This window comes from Geobacillus sp. Manikaran-105 (genome assembly GCF_002809955.1).
Taxonomy (GTDB): Bacteria; Bacillota; Bacilli; order Bacillales; family Anoxybacillaceae; genus Geobacillus; species Geobacillus thermophilus.
This window is the reverse complement of record NZ_PIJG01000007.1, coordinates 60310-74326: the sequence shown is the minus strand read 5'-3', so window position 1 is coordinate 74326 and position 14017 is coordinate 60310. Positions and strand designations below refer to the sequence as shown.

Annotated in this window: 12 protein-coding genes and 11 tRNA genes; 2 read left to right on the top strand and 21 right to left on the bottom strand. The window is 53.9% G+C overall.

The annotated features are described in order from the left end of the window. Positions 1 to 200 precede the first annotated feature (200 nt). The 12 genes from CV945_RS03905 to CV945_RS03850 form a co-directional block, all read right to left on the bottom strand. Positions 201 to 274, bottom strand: a tRNA-Gly gene (locus CV945_RS03905). A 324-nt stretch (positions 275 to 598) separates the two neighbouring features. After that, positions 599 to 672, bottom strand: a tRNA-Pro gene (locus tag CV945_RS03900). A gap of 4 nt (positions 673 to 676) precedes the next feature. Then, positions 677 to 753: transfer RNA gene (locus CV945_RS03895), tRNA-Arg, on the bottom strand. Positions 754 to 824: 71 nt separating this feature from the next. Next, positions 825 to 907: transfer RNA gene (locus CV945_RS03890), tRNA-Leu, on the bottom strand. A 15-nt stretch (positions 908 to 922) separates the two neighbouring features. Continuing rightward, positions 923 to 1004, bottom strand: a tRNA-Leu gene (locus CV945_RS03885). Positions 1005 to 1009: 5 nt separating this feature from the next. After that, a tRNA-Lys gene (locus CV945_RS03880) sits at positions 1010 to 1085 on the bottom strand. Positions 1086 to 1647: 562 nt separating this feature from the next. Further along, positions 1648 to 1722: transfer RNA gene (locus CV945_RS03875), tRNA-Gln, on the bottom strand. Between the two features lie 13 nt (positions 1723 to 1735). Then, positions 1736 to 1811, bottom strand: a tRNA-Asp gene (locus CV945_RS03870). A gap of 30 nt (positions 1812 to 1841) precedes the next feature. Next, positions 1842 to 1913 (bottom strand) — tRNA-Glu (locus tag CV945_RS03865). Between the two features lie 16 nt (positions 1914 to 1929). Then, positions 1930 to 2022, bottom strand: a tRNA-Ser gene (locus tag CV945_RS03860). Positions 2023 to 2028: 6 nt separating this feature from the next. Next, positions 2029 to 2103: transfer RNA gene (locus CV945_RS03855), tRNA-Asn, on the bottom strand. Between the two features lie 437 nt (positions 2104 to 2540). Next, positions 2541 to 3002, bottom strand: coding sequence for a SprT family protein (locus tag CV945_RS03850; protein ID WP_033010304.1), 462 nt, complete (start codon positions 3000 to 3002; stop codon positions 2541 to 2543). A 91-nt stretch (positions 3003 to 3093) separates the two neighbouring features. Here CV945_RS03850 and cmpA point away from each other — a divergent pair, with 91 nt between their 5' ends. After that, positions 3094 to 3207 carry a cortex morphogenetic protein CmpA gene (gene cmpA / locus CV945_RS03845; protein WP_089135018.1) on the top strand — a complete coding sequence of 38 codons (114 nt, stop codon included), beginning with the start codon at positions 3094 to 3096 and terminating at the stop codon, positions 3205 to 3207. Between the two features lie 57 nt (positions 3208 to 3264). Here the strand turns inward: cmpA and CV945_RS03840 are convergent, their stop codons facing one another. The 6 genes from CV945_RS03840 to acpS all read right to left on the bottom strand — a co-directional run bounded on the left by CV945_RS03840 (position 3265) and on the right by acpS (position 9619). After that, complete coding sequence (locus tag CV945_RS03840; RefSeq protein ID WP_100659170.1) at positions 3265 to 5427, bottom strand: Tex family protein; 2163 nt, start codon at positions 5425 to 5427, stop codon at positions 3265 to 3267. Positions 5428 to 5970: 543 nt separating this feature from the next. After that, positions 5971 to 6321: a type II toxin-antitoxin system endoribonuclease NdoA gene (ndoA, locus tag CV945_RS03835; protein ID WP_003253417.1), complete on the bottom strand. Its 351-nt coding sequence runs from the start codon at positions 6319 to 6321 to the stop codon at positions 5971 to 5973. A gap of 4 nt (positions 6322 to 6325) precedes the next feature. Next, positions 6326 to 6607: a CopG family ribbon-helix-helix protein gene (locus CV945_RS03830; protein ID WP_033010302.1), complete on the bottom strand. Its 282-nt coding sequence runs from the start codon at positions 6605 to 6607 to the stop codon at positions 6326 to 6328. 114 nt (positions 6608 to 6721) lie between these two features. Beyond that, the gene (gene alr / locus CV945_RS03825; RefSeq protein ID WP_063329445.1) at positions 6722 to 7888 is read right to left on the bottom strand and encodes an alanine racemase; all 1167 of its coding nucleotides are present in this window, start codon (positions 7886 to 7888) and stop codon (positions 6722 to 6724) included. Between the two features lie 242 nt (positions 7889 to 8130). After that, positions 8131 to 9150 carry a LolA family protein gene (locus tag CV945_RS03820; protein WP_100659169.1) on the bottom strand — a complete coding sequence of 340 codons (1020 nt, stop codon included), beginning with the start codon at positions 9148 to 9150 and terminating at the stop codon, positions 8131 to 8133. Positions 9151 to 9229: 79 nt separating this feature from the next. Then, complete coding sequence (gene acpS, locus CV945_RS03815; protein WP_100659168.1) at positions 9230 to 9619, bottom strand: holo-ACP synthase; 390 nt, start codon at positions 9617 to 9619, stop codon at positions 9230 to 9232. 118 nt (positions 9620 to 9737) lie between these two features. Here acpS and CV945_RS03810 point away from each other — a divergent pair, with 118 nt between their 5' ends. After that, complete coding sequence (locus tag CV945_RS03810) at positions 9738 to 10355, top strand: rhomboid family intramembrane serine protease (protein WP_033010298.1); 618 nt, start codon at positions 9738 to 9740, stop codon at positions 10353 to 10355. Positions 10356 to 10366: 11 nt separating this feature from the next. Here CV945_RS03810 and cshA read toward each other — a convergent pair whose 3' ends face one another. From cshA to CV945_RS03795, 3 genes are all read right to left on the bottom strand, one after another. Then, a complete protein-coding gene (cshA, locus tag CV945_RS03805; protein WP_100659167.1) occupies positions 10367 to 11770 on the bottom strand; it encodes a degradosome RNA helicase CshA in 1404 nt (467 codons plus the stop codon). Positions 11771 to 11830: 60 nt separating this feature from the next. Then, positions 11831 to 12553, bottom strand: a complete 723-nt coding sequence (locus CV945_RS03800; protein ID WP_011229735.1) for an alpha/beta hydrolase — start codon at positions 12551 to 12553, stop codon at positions 11831 to 11833. A gap of 73 nt (positions 12554 to 12626) precedes the next feature. After that, positions 12627 to 14003, bottom strand: a complete 1377-nt coding sequence (locus CV945_RS03795; RefSeq protein WP_100659166.1) for a UDP-N-acetylmuramoyl-tripeptide--D-alanyl-D-alanine ligase — start codon at positions 14001 to 14003, stop codon at positions 12627 to 12629. Between the last annotated feature and the right edge of the window lie 14 nt (positions 14004 to 14017).

Sequence of the window (14017 nt, the reverse complement as noted above, 5' to 3'; positions counted from 1 at the left end):
CGCTTTTCGTATTGTCCAGCTTCGGTCCGCCGCCGCTCGGGGTCAAATAACCTTCGCCTTCCGGGTGCAAGCACCCTTGCAGGCGAAGAACATTTGCCCGTCGCGGCGACCCGCGGACCTCCGCTTTTCGTCGCGCTTCGTTTCGTTCAGTTTTCAAGGAACAAGGTAACTTCCTGCATTTTTCTCTTCTTGCTTCTTCGTGGAGCGGGTGATGGGAATCGAACCCACGACATCAGCTTGGAAGGCTGAGGTTTTACCACTAAACTACACCCGCATATAATTTCGAACCAACATCCGCCACGCTCTTCCGTGCCCCTTCCTCTGCAAGCACATTCAAAGACGCTGGATGCGTCGGGGCAACTCGAAGTGGATTCGATGAGGCAGTGCTCGTGGCTGAGGTTTTACCACTAAACTACACCCGCATATAATTTCGAACCAACATCCACCACGCTCTTCCGCGCCCCTTCCTCTGCAAGCACATTCAAAGACGCTGGATGCGTCGGGGCAACTCGAAGCGGATTCGATGAGGCAGTGCTCGTGGCTGAGGTTTTACCACTAAACTACACCTGTATAGCAATTGATGATGAAGATATTCAAATCGGGAAGACAGGATTTGAACCTGCGACCCCATGGTCCCAAACCATGTGCTCTACCAAGCTGAGCTACTTCCCGATCATGGCGCGCTCGAGAGGATTCGAACCCCTAACCTTCTGATCCGTAGTCAGATGCTCTATCCAATTGAGCTACGAGCGCATTTTTAGCGACAAATTTTATTATAACAACTACTCATTCTTTTGTCAACATAATGTTTGGGTTTAGTGGAATGCGGTCGAGAGGACTTGAACCTCCACGGGATCGCCCCCACTAGGCCCTCAACCTAGCGCGTCTGCCATTCCGCCACGACCGCATATGGACTAATCAGTGCGGGTGGAGGGACTTGAACCCCCACGCCGTGAGGCGCCAGATCCTAAGTCTGGTGCGTCTGCCAATTCCGCCACACCCGCTAATATGGTGAGCCATGGAGGACTCGAACCTCCGACCCTCTGATTAAAAGTCAGATGCTCTACCTACTGAGCTAATGGCTCATGGGTTCAATAACACTCCGAGACAACGATGCCCCTTCCTCTACAAGCTTATTCGAAGAAGTCAAGTGCGTCGGGGCAACTCGAAGCCAACTCGATGATGTAACGCTCGTTGCTCTACCTACTGAGCTAATGGCTCATGAGTTGGATAACACCCTAGGATAGTGATGTCCCTTCCTCTGCTAGCGTATTCGAAGATGCACGATGCGTCGGGACAACTCGTAGCAAACTCAATGATGCAAAGCTCGTTGCTCTACCTACTGAGCTAATGGCTCATGAGTTGGATAACACCCTAGGATAGTGATGTCCCTTCCTCTGCTAGCGTATTCGAAGATGCGCGATGCGTCGGGACAACTCGAAGCGAACTCGAAGATGCAGCGCTCGTTGCTCTACCTACTGAGCTAATGGCTCATGGTTAAGATGACACTCTAGGTACTACCTATCCCTACCTGCCTCTTCCTCTCCCAGCTTATTCGAGGAAGCTAGGTGCGTCGAGGCAACTCGCTGTCAACTCAAAGATGCAGCGCTCGTTGCTGAGCTAATAGCTCGTATTTAACACATAAAATGGCTGGGCCAGCTGGATTCGAACCAGCGCATCACGGAGTCAAAGTCCGTTGCCTTACCGCTTGGCTATGGCCCAGCGATTGGTGTAATGGCGGTCCCGACGGGACTCGAACCCGCGATCTCCTGCGTGACAGGCAGGCATGTTAACCACTACACTACGGGACCGCAATCCGCGGGAAACCCCCGCGCTGTAAGTGACCCGTACGGGATTCGAACCCGTGTTACCGCCGTGAAAGGGCGGTGTCTTAACCACTTGACCAACGGGCCATGCGACTATTGAAAGTGGCGGAGAAGGCGGGATTTGAACCCGCGCGCCGTTAAGTCACGACCTAACGGTTTAGCAAACCGTCCCCTTCAGCCACTTGGGTACTTCTCCAAACACTGGCTCCGCAAGTAGGATTCGAACCTACGACCTACCGGTTAACAGCCGGTTGCTCTACCGCTGAGCTATTGCGGAATGATGAAGAAATTATGCTATACTTTACGATGTGCTCGTTGCCTCTTCCCCTGCCAGATAATTCAAGGAGGCAAGATGCGTCGAGACAACTCGTAGTGAATTCGATGATGCTAATGCTCGTCGCTGAACTATTGTGGAACGGCTCAGATTTCTTACACTTTCACAATCGACATTGTTTATTATATTGAGCTGTTGACTCTTTGTCAACATGTTTTTTGCTGTTTGTTTCATCGCCGTTTGGCGACGGCTTTTATAATTTAGCATATGGCCAATTTAATTGTCAACCACTTTTTTTGCAAAATGTGATACTGCTCTCTTTTCGAAGAGGACGTTCGCATATCCGGGCCGTGATACAAGAGCTCCATAAAAAGCTTCGTTTCCTTCGGGAAAGACACGGCGGATGTTCCTAATAGGGTTCGGCATAAGCAAGGAAGCGTTCAACGGCGTTGGTTCGCTAGTTTAAGCCGCCCGCGGCAGTTCCCGCAGACGTAGCGGGCGGTGTTCATGCGCTTTTTTCGAGTGTACGTCAGGCCGCAAGATGTGCAAATGTATGTATAGATCGTTTTCGACCTGTCTGTTTTTTGGCCGATTGGACGACAATAGCGAGGCGCCCCCACTTTTTGCAGCAGTTCGCGGAAGTCGCGGTCGCGATGGCGGTAGCCTTTTCCCTCAAGGTGCAAGTGGTAATGGCAAAGCTCATGTTTGATAATGGCGATCAATTCTTCCTCGCCGAACTGCTCGTAATGTTTTTGATTGAGCTCAATGTTATGCGTCTGCAACATGTAGCGCCCGCCGGTAGTGCGCAAACGAGGGTTGAAGAAAGCGGTATGGCGGAACGGCTTGCCAAATGTGCTCATGGAAATTTGTTCAACGAGCGCTTGCAAGCGTTTTTGATCCATGACAGGCGCCCCCCTTTTTATGTTTTCAGCACAGGACAATGCGCAGCTACATACATTATATACTACCTTTCCGCATCAGGGGGTGGACGATGTGCCTACATGGCTAAAAAATCAAATGAGACGAGCCTATTATGAGAAAAACCGGGATCAAATCAAGTTGTTAAACCAATGCTGGTTTTTTTATCGGAGAAAGCACTGTTCGTAACATGTGTTTGAGGCTGTCCCTGCTGTTCATTGGGCAGTACGGGACAGCCTCTCCAGCTTATTCCGGCGGAAGCATCGATAATGAAATTCTTCCTTTCGCTGCATCAACCCTTTCCACCCACACTTTGACGACGTCGCCGACGGAGACGACATCAAGCGGATGGCGGACGTATTGTTTGCTTAGCTTGGAAATGTGCACGAGCCCGTCCTGTTTGACGCCGATGTCGACAAAGGCGCCGAAGTCGACGACGTTGCGCACCGTTCCTTCGAGCTCCATGCCTGGCTTTAAGTCTTCCATTTTCAAAACGTCTTTTCGCAATATCGGCTTGGGCAGCTCGTCGCGCGGGTCGCGCTCCGGACGGCACAACGCGTCAATGATGTCGCGGAGCGTCAGTTCCCCGATGCCGAATTCGGATGCCGCTGCTTTCACATCGATGGCTTGCAGCGCTTGGCGAAGCTCATTGCTGCCAATGGCGGCGGTTGTAAATCCTAACTTTTGCAACAACTGCTTCACTTCCGCGTACCGCTCGGGGTGAATCGGCGTGCGGTCAAGCGGTTCGTCGCCGTCGACAATGCGCAAAAACCCGATGCATTGCTCATACGTTTTCGCCCCAAGACGCGGGATCGTTTTCAGCTCCTCGCGGCTGCGGAATTTCCCTTGCTCTTCGCGGCGTTTGACAATGTTTTCGGAGACGGTTTTCGTCAGTCCCGAGACGTATTGGAGCAACGAAACGGACGCCGTGTTGACGTTGACGCCGACTTGATTGACGACCGTCTCCACGACGAAACGGAGCGACTCCGCCAGCTTTTTTTGCGACACATCGTGCTGGTATTGGCCGACGCCAACCGATTTCGGGTCAATCTTCACCAGTTCGGCGAGCGGGTCTTGGACGCGGCGGGCGATTGAGACCGCGCTCCGCTCTTCAACTTGCAAGTCGGGAAACTCGGCGCGCGCAAGGTCGGAAGCCGAGTAGACGCTCGCTCCTGCTTCATTGACAATCAAATAAAAGATATCGCGTTGCACATGCTTCAGCGTGTCGGCGACAAACTGTTCAGTTTCCCGAGAGGCTGTTCCGTTGCCGATGGCGATCATATCCACATGATAGTCGTCAAGTAAACGAAGAATCTTTGTCCTCGCTTCATCCTTTTTCTCTTGCGGCGGGTGTGGGTAAATGACATCGATATGAAGCAGCTTCCCTGTTTCATCAACAACGGCGAGCTTGCACCCAGTCCGATAGGCTGGGTCGATGCCGAGCACCGTTTTTCCTTTCAATGGCGGCTGAAGAAGCAGTTTGCGTAAATTCTCGGCAAAAATATGGATCGCCCGCTCTTCCGCCTTTTCTGTCAGCTCATTGCGGATGTCGCGCTCAATGGCGGGCTCCATCAGCCGTTTGTATCCGTCTTCCACCGCTTCGGCCACGATGGGAGCGGCCGGGGACGCCTCGTTGACGATCGTTTGCCGCTGCAAATAGCGGATGATTTCTTCGGCAGGCGCTTGGACCGAGACGCGCAGCACCTCCTCTTTTTCGCCGCGGTTTAGCGCCAAGACGCGATGGGGGACGATTTTCGCCACCGGTTCTTCGTAGTCGTAATACATCTCGTATACGTTTTTTTCGTCCTTCTCCGACGCCTTCGCGGTGGACACGATCATCCCTTTCCGCCACGTCTGTTCCCGCGCCCATTGACGAAGAGCGGCATCGTCGGCCACCCGCTCGGCGATGATGTCCTTCGCCCCTTGCAGCGCCTCGTCTGCCGTTGCGACCCCTTTTTCTGTATCAATGAACGCCCGGGCCTGCTCTTCCGGAGCTGGGGCGGCAGGGCAGGAAAGAAGCCAATCGGCAAGCGGCTCAAGCCCTTTTTCTTTCGCAATCGTCGCCTTCGTGCGCCGCTTTTGCCGGTACGGGCGGTACAAATCTTCGACTTGCTGCAGTTTCGTGGCGCTGATAATCGCGTTTTTCAGCTCTTCGGTCAATTTCCCTTGCTCATCGATCAGCCGAATGACCTCTTCTTTCCGCTGCTCTAAATGCTGCAAATACTCCCAGCGCTCAAGCACCGCACGAATTTGCACTTCATCGAGCGCCCCCGTCATCTCTTTCCGGTAGCGGGCGATAAATGGAATCGTATTTCCTTCCTGATGCAGGGTGATGACGTTTTCAACTTGTTTGGCTGCCAGCCGTTGTTCAGCAGCGATCGTTTGAATCAAACGCTGTTCAATCGCCAACCCGTTCCCTCCTTATGCACAGCCTTGAACGTTCTCCCATCTACACTCACTCCTGAAAATGAGCAATGTTTGCAAACAGCTGCCCGCTAGACCGTCTCTGCGTATTCCACACTTCGGCCGCCTTCCGAAGACGGCAAACGACGTTTCTTCACGCAACATATTCCGGGCGGCACGATGTCCCAGCCGCAACCGCACCGCAATCCGGGCGCGCCCGCTGATCTTTTGTCCATTCGAAGCAAGAGGAAGCCATCATTCCCCGCCGGTTGCACCGAGCTTGGGGCAGGGAGAGAGTTCCGGACCGGGGATGACAAAAAAAGAGCTACTTATTCGTAGCCTCTTTGTGAAAGAATACACATAAATGCCAATAGAGGGGACAGACCGTTCCATGAGCCGATCTGCCCGTTTGGCCGGTGAGCCGACATCGCTGCCATGAGGCGTTGCGCACCCATGCTGCTTCCACGCGCATCGATTGATCTTCCCACAGCAACACTTGCTGTTTTGGCGTCCCTCACGCTGAAGCGGAAAGATTTCCTTGCGCTTGCTTCAAAAGTCGATCAGTCCTAGGCTGATTTGCAGCGCTTCATCGACTTTGTCCATCATCTCATCATCCAGGTGGGTGATTTTGTCAGTCAGCCGCTGCTTATCAATCGTACGGATTTGTTCAAGCAAAATGACCGAGTCCCGCTCAAACCCGTAACGCTTCGCATCGATCTCGACATGCGTCGGCAGCTTTGCCTTTTGGATTTGCGCCGTGATCGCCGCTACAATAACCGTTGGACTGAAGCGATTGCCGATATCGTTTTGGATCACCAACACGGGGCGGACGCCGCCCTGCTCTGAGCCAACAACCGGGGAAAGGTCCGCAAAATACACGTCGCCACGTTTGACAATCAAAGCATTACCCCCCGCTAACTAAGCGTTCAACGGTGTGGTCGGCCTCGTATTCAGCATGAAACGCTTCAGAAGCAATAGATAAATTGATTTTCGCCATTTCCATGTAGCCACGTCTCATCGCTTCGCGAATTTGCCGCTTTTTCCGCTCCCGGATATACATTTTCGTCGCCTGGTAAATAAGTTCATTGCGATTGCCGTTCTCCTGTTTGACGAGGACGTCGAGCTCCGTCAGCAGCGACTGCGGCAAACGAACGATGATTTCCGTTGTTGCGCCAGATTCCGACACAAATATACACCTCCACGAACTGCAGCCATTCATTGCTTCCACTTCATGATACCATTAAACAACGGCGCTGCAAAGTCATTTCTCCATTTTCTATCCTTTGTCTTTTGAAGCAGATTATGCACTGCTTTCCCCGCGGCCAATGGCGTTTCTCACTTCCATTATACGCTTATGGCGGAAAAAAATACGGGGCACTCGATAACTGATCGTGCAAGGCACTTCGTAGTTGATCGTTTCCAAATGGCGAGCGACATCATCAATGGAAATCACCTCGTCCCCCTGGCGACCAATCAGTGTCACCTTCGTGCCGACCGGCAGCGGCCCAGGCAGGCGGATCATGCACTGGTCCATGCAAATGCGGCCGACAATCGGCGCCTTTTGTCCGTCAACGAGGACATGAAAGTGCTGCAGGCGGCGGAGCCAACCGTCCGCATAGCCGATCGGAATCGTCCCGATCCATTCTTCCGTCTGCGCGGTGTACGTCGCCCCGTAACTCACCTTTTCACCCGGCTGCAGCTTTTTTACATGCACGAGGCGGCTATGGAGCGAAAATGCTTCTTTTAATGGATACGGCAGCAGCGGCTTGATGTCGGGCGACGGGGCAAGCCCATACATGGCAATGCCGAAGCGGACCATATTGAACGTCCGGTCAGGGAAACGGAGCGACACTGCGCTGTTGGCGCAATGGACGAGCGGCGGGCGCGACGGCAGCCATTCGAGCATGTGCAAAAAACGGGTATACTGATAGGAAAAATAATCGGTGTTCACCTCATCCGCAGTCGCAAAATGCGTGTACACCCCTTCAAGCACAAAATGCGGATGGCGCTCAATCAGCGCTGCGATTCGTTTCGTCTCCTCCTCGTCTTTCACTCCAAGCCGTCCCATGCCGGTGTCCATTTTCAAATGGAAATGAATAGGAATAGGGCCGCTGTAAAGGGCGGACGCTTCTTCCAACCAGTCGGAGCGGAACACGGTCAGGGCAATGCGCTGCTGGGCGGCCAGCGCCGCATCAGCTGGACGGGAAGCCCCGAGAACTAGAATCGGCGCTTCGATTCCTTTTTCCCTTAAAGCGAGCGCCTCATCCAAAAAGGCAACCGCCAGGCGGGAGGCCCCCGCTTCGAGCGCTGTCCTTGCCACCTGCACATCCCCATGTCCATAGGCGTTCGCCTTCACGACTGCCATAATGTGCGTGTCGTCCGGCAGCAAACGGCGCAAATTCGCCACATTGTCGTAAATGGCGTCCAAATCCACTTCCGCCCACGTATCGCGATGAAAGTCGTTCATGGTTTCTCGCTGCCTTTCCTGTTGCGCAAACTTGAAAGCGCTCGAAATCATTTTTGTCCTTTTTTAGTTTACCATGCCATTGCGGAAGAAGGAATAGGGGAAAGCGTGCGAAGACAGCGAAAAACGTTGGACGGGCGCTGCGGTTGGCTGCACCGGTGCCGCAACTCCAATCGGGCAATAGAAAAAAGGCGGCTCCCCTGCTTTCGGAAGCGGGGAGACACGCCTTTTTTCGGATGGCATCGTTATTTTGCCGCTTTTTCCTGCACTGTGCTGGCCACCATTATCATTTCTTGTAGAGTCAAATCGTCCGAGGCGAGCGTAAACTCCACCCCGTTGTACGACCATGTCAGCGTTCGATCGGTGAGAGCGCCGACGGTGAAGCCTAAATCGACAGGATCGCCGTTCACCAAGACGGGCATGCTCGTTGCCGGAAGCACTTCCGCTTTTTCTTGAACGAGCGTAAATGATTTTTTGCCGCCAAACGTCATAATCACTCGTTTGCCACTCTCACTTTTGACCTCTTTTTCCTCGAGCATTTTCACTCCTTCAGGCAGCCGGCTCAAATCGGGGTACATGACTTCCATCACTTGTTCTTTTCCTTCGGCCATCGTTGGCACCTCAAGACGCGCCCCGGTCATGTTTTTGGACGTGTCGAACGCATCGTCATCAAACTTTTTGTTAAATTCAACATTGGAGAATTCGACCGTCAACAATGCTTTCCGGTCGGTATCCATCACTTTGACCGAGACCGGCGCCAAATCTTTTTTGCGCAGTGTAATCTCCTGTGTTGGGACGACCTCACTGTTCGGGTAGTTCGTTTTTGTCTCGAACACGTAATGATTTTTCGTTGCCTTAAACTTTGTCTTTGGATCGCTCAAAATGTCTTTGACGAGCGATTCGTACAAATACGCTTGGCTGCTGTTTTTCGGCCAATCGCTGACAAACTTGAAGCTTTTGTTGAGGGCGGGTGTAAAGACGAATACCCCCTCATCATTGCGCAAAATCATTTGGCTTTGCCCTTTGTCGGCGTTTTTCAAGCTGACGCGGTAGTACGACGGCTGCTTATGCCACACTTCCACATGGTATACTTGCGGCTCGGCGCCGGTGTGGAACGTCATTTTCGCTTCCGCTTGGTAACCTGTCAGCTCATCCATCTTTTCATTCAGCGCCTTGAGCACTTCCTCCTGCGATTTGGACCCGCAGCCAGCTAACACAAATAGAAAGATGATGCCGACCAATGCCATAAGCACATTTCTGCCCATCGCTTCAACCCCTTTGCCTCATATATCGGTTTCTGTCCATGCACTACAATATATGAGACAACACCCGGGAATATGCAGACTAGCTATGACAAGGATCGGATGGCTTGAACGGTTCCAATCGCTCGATGACGACTTGGGCGACCGCATAATCGCGGCTATGGGAAATGGAAAGATGAACGACTTCACGTTCGCGGTGAGCGGCAATGCGCGGTTTTCCATAGGCGTCTGTGGCGATTTCAATATCCTGAAATGACAAATGCCGTCCAATTCCTGTCCCGAGCGCCTTGGCGTACGCTTCCTTCGCCGCAAACCGTCCGGCGAGAAATTCCACCTGCCGGGCAGGCGGCAACTCATCAAACTGCGCCTTCTCCCGCGGCGTTAAAATCCGCTCCGGGAGTTTGCGGCTGCGGGCAAGGATGGACCGAATGCGCTCCAATTCCACAATGTCAATGCCGATGCCGATGATCATCGCGTTCCCCCCTGCTATCGGTTTGCCGGCCGCGGACAAATTTTTTCCGGCCGTCGCGCATAAGATGGCTTATAGCAATACCTATGTTTGGTTTCCTGCCAAGAAAGGAGGCTCGTTCATGTTTCACCGTACCGGGGACGGTCGGCCGCTGCCTCGCCTTTGCCCCGCCGTATTCATCCTGTTGCTCGTCCATGTTGGCTTATGGGGGTTGTTCACGCTTCCTCTTCCGGCGCTTGAGCCAGTCTGGCAGAGCATCGTCGGAACGAACGGCGCCATCCGCCATGGGGAGTATTGGCGGCTTGTCAGCCCGCTTTTATTGCACCTCGATTTCGACCATTTAGCCGCAAACAGCCTCTCCTTATGGTTGTTCGGCTCGTGGCTCGAGCAAGCGCTTGGGAAAAGGAAGTTTTTGCTTCTTTATATCGGGGGAGGCGTCGGCGCCAACCTTGCCACCGCCTTGCTTCTTCCGCCGATGTACAGCCATGTTGGGGCGTCGGGCGCCATTTTCTCCTTATTTGGCATGTACAGCTATCTCGCCCTTTTTCGCCGCGACCTCATCGCCCCCCGGCACGCCCAGTTGCTGTTGGCCGCTATGGCCATCAACCTGTTGCTCGGCTTGATGGAGCCGGACGGCAACCTCATCGCCCATCTGTTCGGCTTTGTCACCGGCGGGCTGCTCGCTCCGTTTTTGACCGTCCGCCCCGGACCGCCGTCGTTTCATGTCGTCCGGCCATGAAAAAACGGCGCTTAATGCGCCGTAATCCGCCGTTTTTTCGTCCGTCCGCGCGCGGAGCCGCCCGGGCGGCCGCCCTGTTTTTTCTCCCGCTTGACCGCTAATGGCGGCTCTTCGGTCAATTTTACCGGCGTAGTATCCGGCTCGCGCGTCAACATTTTCAAGCAGGCGGCGACAAGCGTCACCGAATCATGCTCTTCCAGCAGCTCCTCGGCGGCCCGCTTGTAAAACGACAAGTTTTCCGTTTCCGCCACATTGAGAAGCTTCTCAATGGCAATGCGCTGTTGGCCTTCCAGCGCCTCATCGAGCGTCGGCGGCTTCATCCGCTCCATTTTCCGCTTCGTCGTCCGCTCAATATGGTGAAGTTGGCCGATCTCCCTTGGCGTGACAAACGTCATCGCCACACCCATTTTCCCGGCGCGACCTGTCCGCCCGATCCGATGGACGTAGCTTTCCGGATCCTGCGGGATGTCGAAGTTATATACGTGCGTCACGCCGGAAATATCCAATCCGCGCGCGGCAACGTCGGTTGCGACTAAAATTTCGATCGATCCTTCTTTAAACTTGCGCAACACCGACAGGCGCTTCGCCTGGCTTAAATCGCCGTGGATGCCTTCCGCCGCATAACCGCGCAAGTTGAGCGCCTCGGCAAGCTCATCAACGCGCCGCTTCGTGCGGCCGAACACGATCGCAAGCTCCGGCGCCTGAATATCGAGAAGCCGCGTCAAAATGTCAAATTTCTTTTTCTCGTGCACTTCTAAGTAGTACTGTTGAATGTTCGGCACGGTCATCTCTTTCGCCTTGACCTTCACGAGCTCCGGTTCATTCATGAACCTCTCGGCGATGCGGCGGATCGGGTCCGGCATCGTCGCCGAGAACAGCAACGTCTGCCGCTCGGCCGGCACATGGCTTAAAATCGCCTCAATATCTTCGATAAAGCCCATATTGAGCATTTCATCCGCCTCATCGAGAACGACCGTATGCACATGCTCAAGGCGGAGCGTCCCGCGGTTGATATGGTCGATAATACGGCCCGGCGTCCCGACGATCACGTGCGGATGTTTTTTCAAAGCGCGGATTTGCCGGTCGATATCTTGACCGCCGTAAATCGGCAAGACGCGCACGCGCTTGACGGCGCCGATTTTATACAGCTCTTCCGACACTTGAATGGCGAGCTCCCGCGTCGGCGCGACAACGAGCGCTTGAACAGCGCTGTTTTTCACATTCACTTTCTCAACGATCGGAATGCCAAACGCCGCCGTTTTCCCAGTTCCGGTTTGCGCTTGACCGATTACGTCTTTATTTTGCAGACTGAGCGGAATCGTCTTTGCTTGAATCGGAGTCGTCTCTTCAAACCCCATCCGCTCGATCGCTTTCATCACTTCTTGGCTTAATCCTAATTCTTGAAATGTCGTCAATGTTATCCAAACTCCTTATAAAAAATCGTCCCTTTATCCGAGAGAAAGGTTTGACAGTTATCATACCATGTTATGCGGTGATTTGCAATGATGGGCATGGGCAGCGCGCAAAAATGTTTCCACCTCAGCAAACAGAACGTGCCGATCGATACTATGACAAACATGATGGAACGAATTGGGCAAAAGCAACAGCTTTTTTTCCGCCGATCCAATCTGCTCATATAAATAATAGGCGCTTTTTAGCGGCACGATCCCATCTTTTTCTCCTTGCACAATGAGCGCGGGTGCCGCGACGCGCGGAAGTCGGGGACGCACATCGCGGACGAGTTTGCGAAACTCCCTGACAGCTGAAAACGGCGTCGCCATCATTTTGTTTCGATAGCGGAGAAACAGTGGGTGCTCCCGCGCTCCTTTCCATCCATTGGCAAACATCTCGCGGATGTCGCGCCATAATTGGCGCGGGTTGACATAGTAAAACGCAGCGCTTAGCAGCACGAGTTTGGCGACCGGGTATTTTTCCGCCAAGTAGACGGCGATCACTCCACCCATTGAAAACCCAATGACATACACCACACTGCAACGGTGATGGAGCGCTAAAAACGCTTGTTCCGCCGCTGCGATCCATTGGTCGTATGTAATTCCTTTCAACCGCAGTTCGCTTCCGTGGCCCGGCAAGGTCGGCGTTTCGATCATCCAATCGGTCCGCTCTCGCAAATAATCGGCCAGCGGCGCCACTTCTTCTGGACTTCCCGTAAACCCGTGAATACATAAACAGCCGATCATCATTTCCACCCCCGGCTTGAGTGAAAAGCGGCGCCTGTGACGCCGCTTTTAGTTTCTCTCGGGTTGCTTGATGTTACACCCAATATCGAAGCAACTCTTCCAATTTCATGCCGCGCGATGCTTTCAATAAAACAATGTCATCCGAAGTCGCGACGGAACGCACGGCCTCGGCCAACGCTGCTTTATCGTCGAACTCCCTCACCCGTCCATCATCAAAAAATGGGGCGGCCGCCGCGGCGATATGGTGCGCCAGCGGCCCGTAAGTGAACACATAGTCCACCATTCCCGGCCGCAACACCTCTCCGATCTCTCGATGAAACGCCACTTCTTCGTCACCAAGCTCCAACATATCGCCCAATACGGCGATTTTTTGCCGGTAGCCGCCTAATTCCCCAAGCAGCGTCAAGGCGGCGCGCATCGATGTCGGGCTAGCATTGTAGGCGTCATTAATGACGGTAAAGCCATATTTCGTCTTGACGACTTCCGTACGCATGCGCGTCACTTGCAGGCGGGAGAGAGACGCATCAATGCCTTCCCAATCGATGCCGAAAAAGCGGGCGACCGCAATGGCGGCGAGCGCGTTGTACACATGATGCTTGCCTAATACCGGCATAAACAGCGTCCGGCCGGGGAGCGCATTGATGACAAACGATGTTCCTCCCGCTTCAATGCGCACATCGGTCGGATAGTAATCGTTCTGTTCGCCCGCCCCGAACGTCACGACATGGCGGGGAAGCGGCAACTTCGGCACGCGCTCCGTCAAGAGCGGCTCATCGCCGTGGTAGACGAATAAACCATCATGGTGCAAACCCGCCAAAATTTCCAACTTCGCCTTGGCGATGCCTTCCCGCGACCCGAGCTCCTGCAAGTGTGCTTCTCCGATATTCGTGATGACCGCTGCGTCCGGACGGGCGATCATCGTCAGCCGCTCGATTTCGCCAAACCCGCTCATCCCCATTTCGACAACGGCCATCTCCGTCCCTTCGTCAAGCGAAAGAAGCGTCAGCGGCACGCCGATGTGATTGTTCAAGTTCCCTTCGGTCTTTTGCACTCGATAGTGGGTTGAAAGCAGCGCGGCAATCATATCTTTCGTCGTCGTTTTGCCGTTGCTGCCAGTGACGCCGATCACCTTCATTCCAAGCTGCTCGCGGTAGCGGGCGGCGAGCCGCTGCAGCGCCGAAAGGGTATCGTCAACGATAATCGCCGGAACGCCTTCTGGCGGCGTTCCTTCCCTTTCCGCCCACAGTACGGCGGCGGCTCCTTTTTGCACCGCTTCTTGCACGAAATCGTGGCCGTTAAAGGTCGCACCGCGCAACGGAACGTACAAGTTGCCGGCTTGGATTGTTCTCGTGTCTGTCGATACACCGCTGACGGCAATCGTCTCCCATTCCGGCTTCACGCACCGACCGCCTGACATCTCGGCAATTTGCCGGACCGTCCGTTTCATCATCCGCTTTCACCCTC

Excerpts from the sequence above, each read along its gene's own strand:
- CV945_RS03810 (WP_033010298.1), top strand. The coding sequence starts at position 9,738 with ATGTTTCACCGTACCGGGGACGGTCGGCCGCTGCCTCGCCTTTGCCCC.
- CV945_RS03850 (WP_033010304.1), bottom strand. The coding sequence starts at position 3,002 with ATGGATCAAAAACGCTTGCAAGCGCTCGTTGAACAAATTTCCATGAGC.
- CV945_RS03795 (WP_100659166.1), bottom strand. The coding sequence starts at position 14,003 with ATGATGAAACGGACGGTCCGGCAAATTGCCGAGATGTCAGGCGGTCGG.
- alr (WP_063329445.1), bottom strand. The coding sequence starts at position 7,888 with ATGAACGACTTTCATCGCGATACGTGGGCGGAAGTGGATTTGGACGCC.
- acpS (WP_100659168.1), bottom strand. The coding sequence starts at position 9,619 with ATGATCATCGGCATCGGCATTGACATTGTGGAATTGGAGCGCATTCGG.
- CV945_RS03820 (WP_100659169.1), bottom strand. The coding sequence starts at position 9,150 with ATGGGCAGAAATGTGCTTATGGCATTGGTCGGCATCATCTTTCTATTT.
- CV945_RS03800 (WP_011229735.1), bottom strand. The coding sequence starts at position 12,553 with ATGATCGGCTGTTTATGTATTCACGGGTTTACGGGAAGTCCAGAAGAA.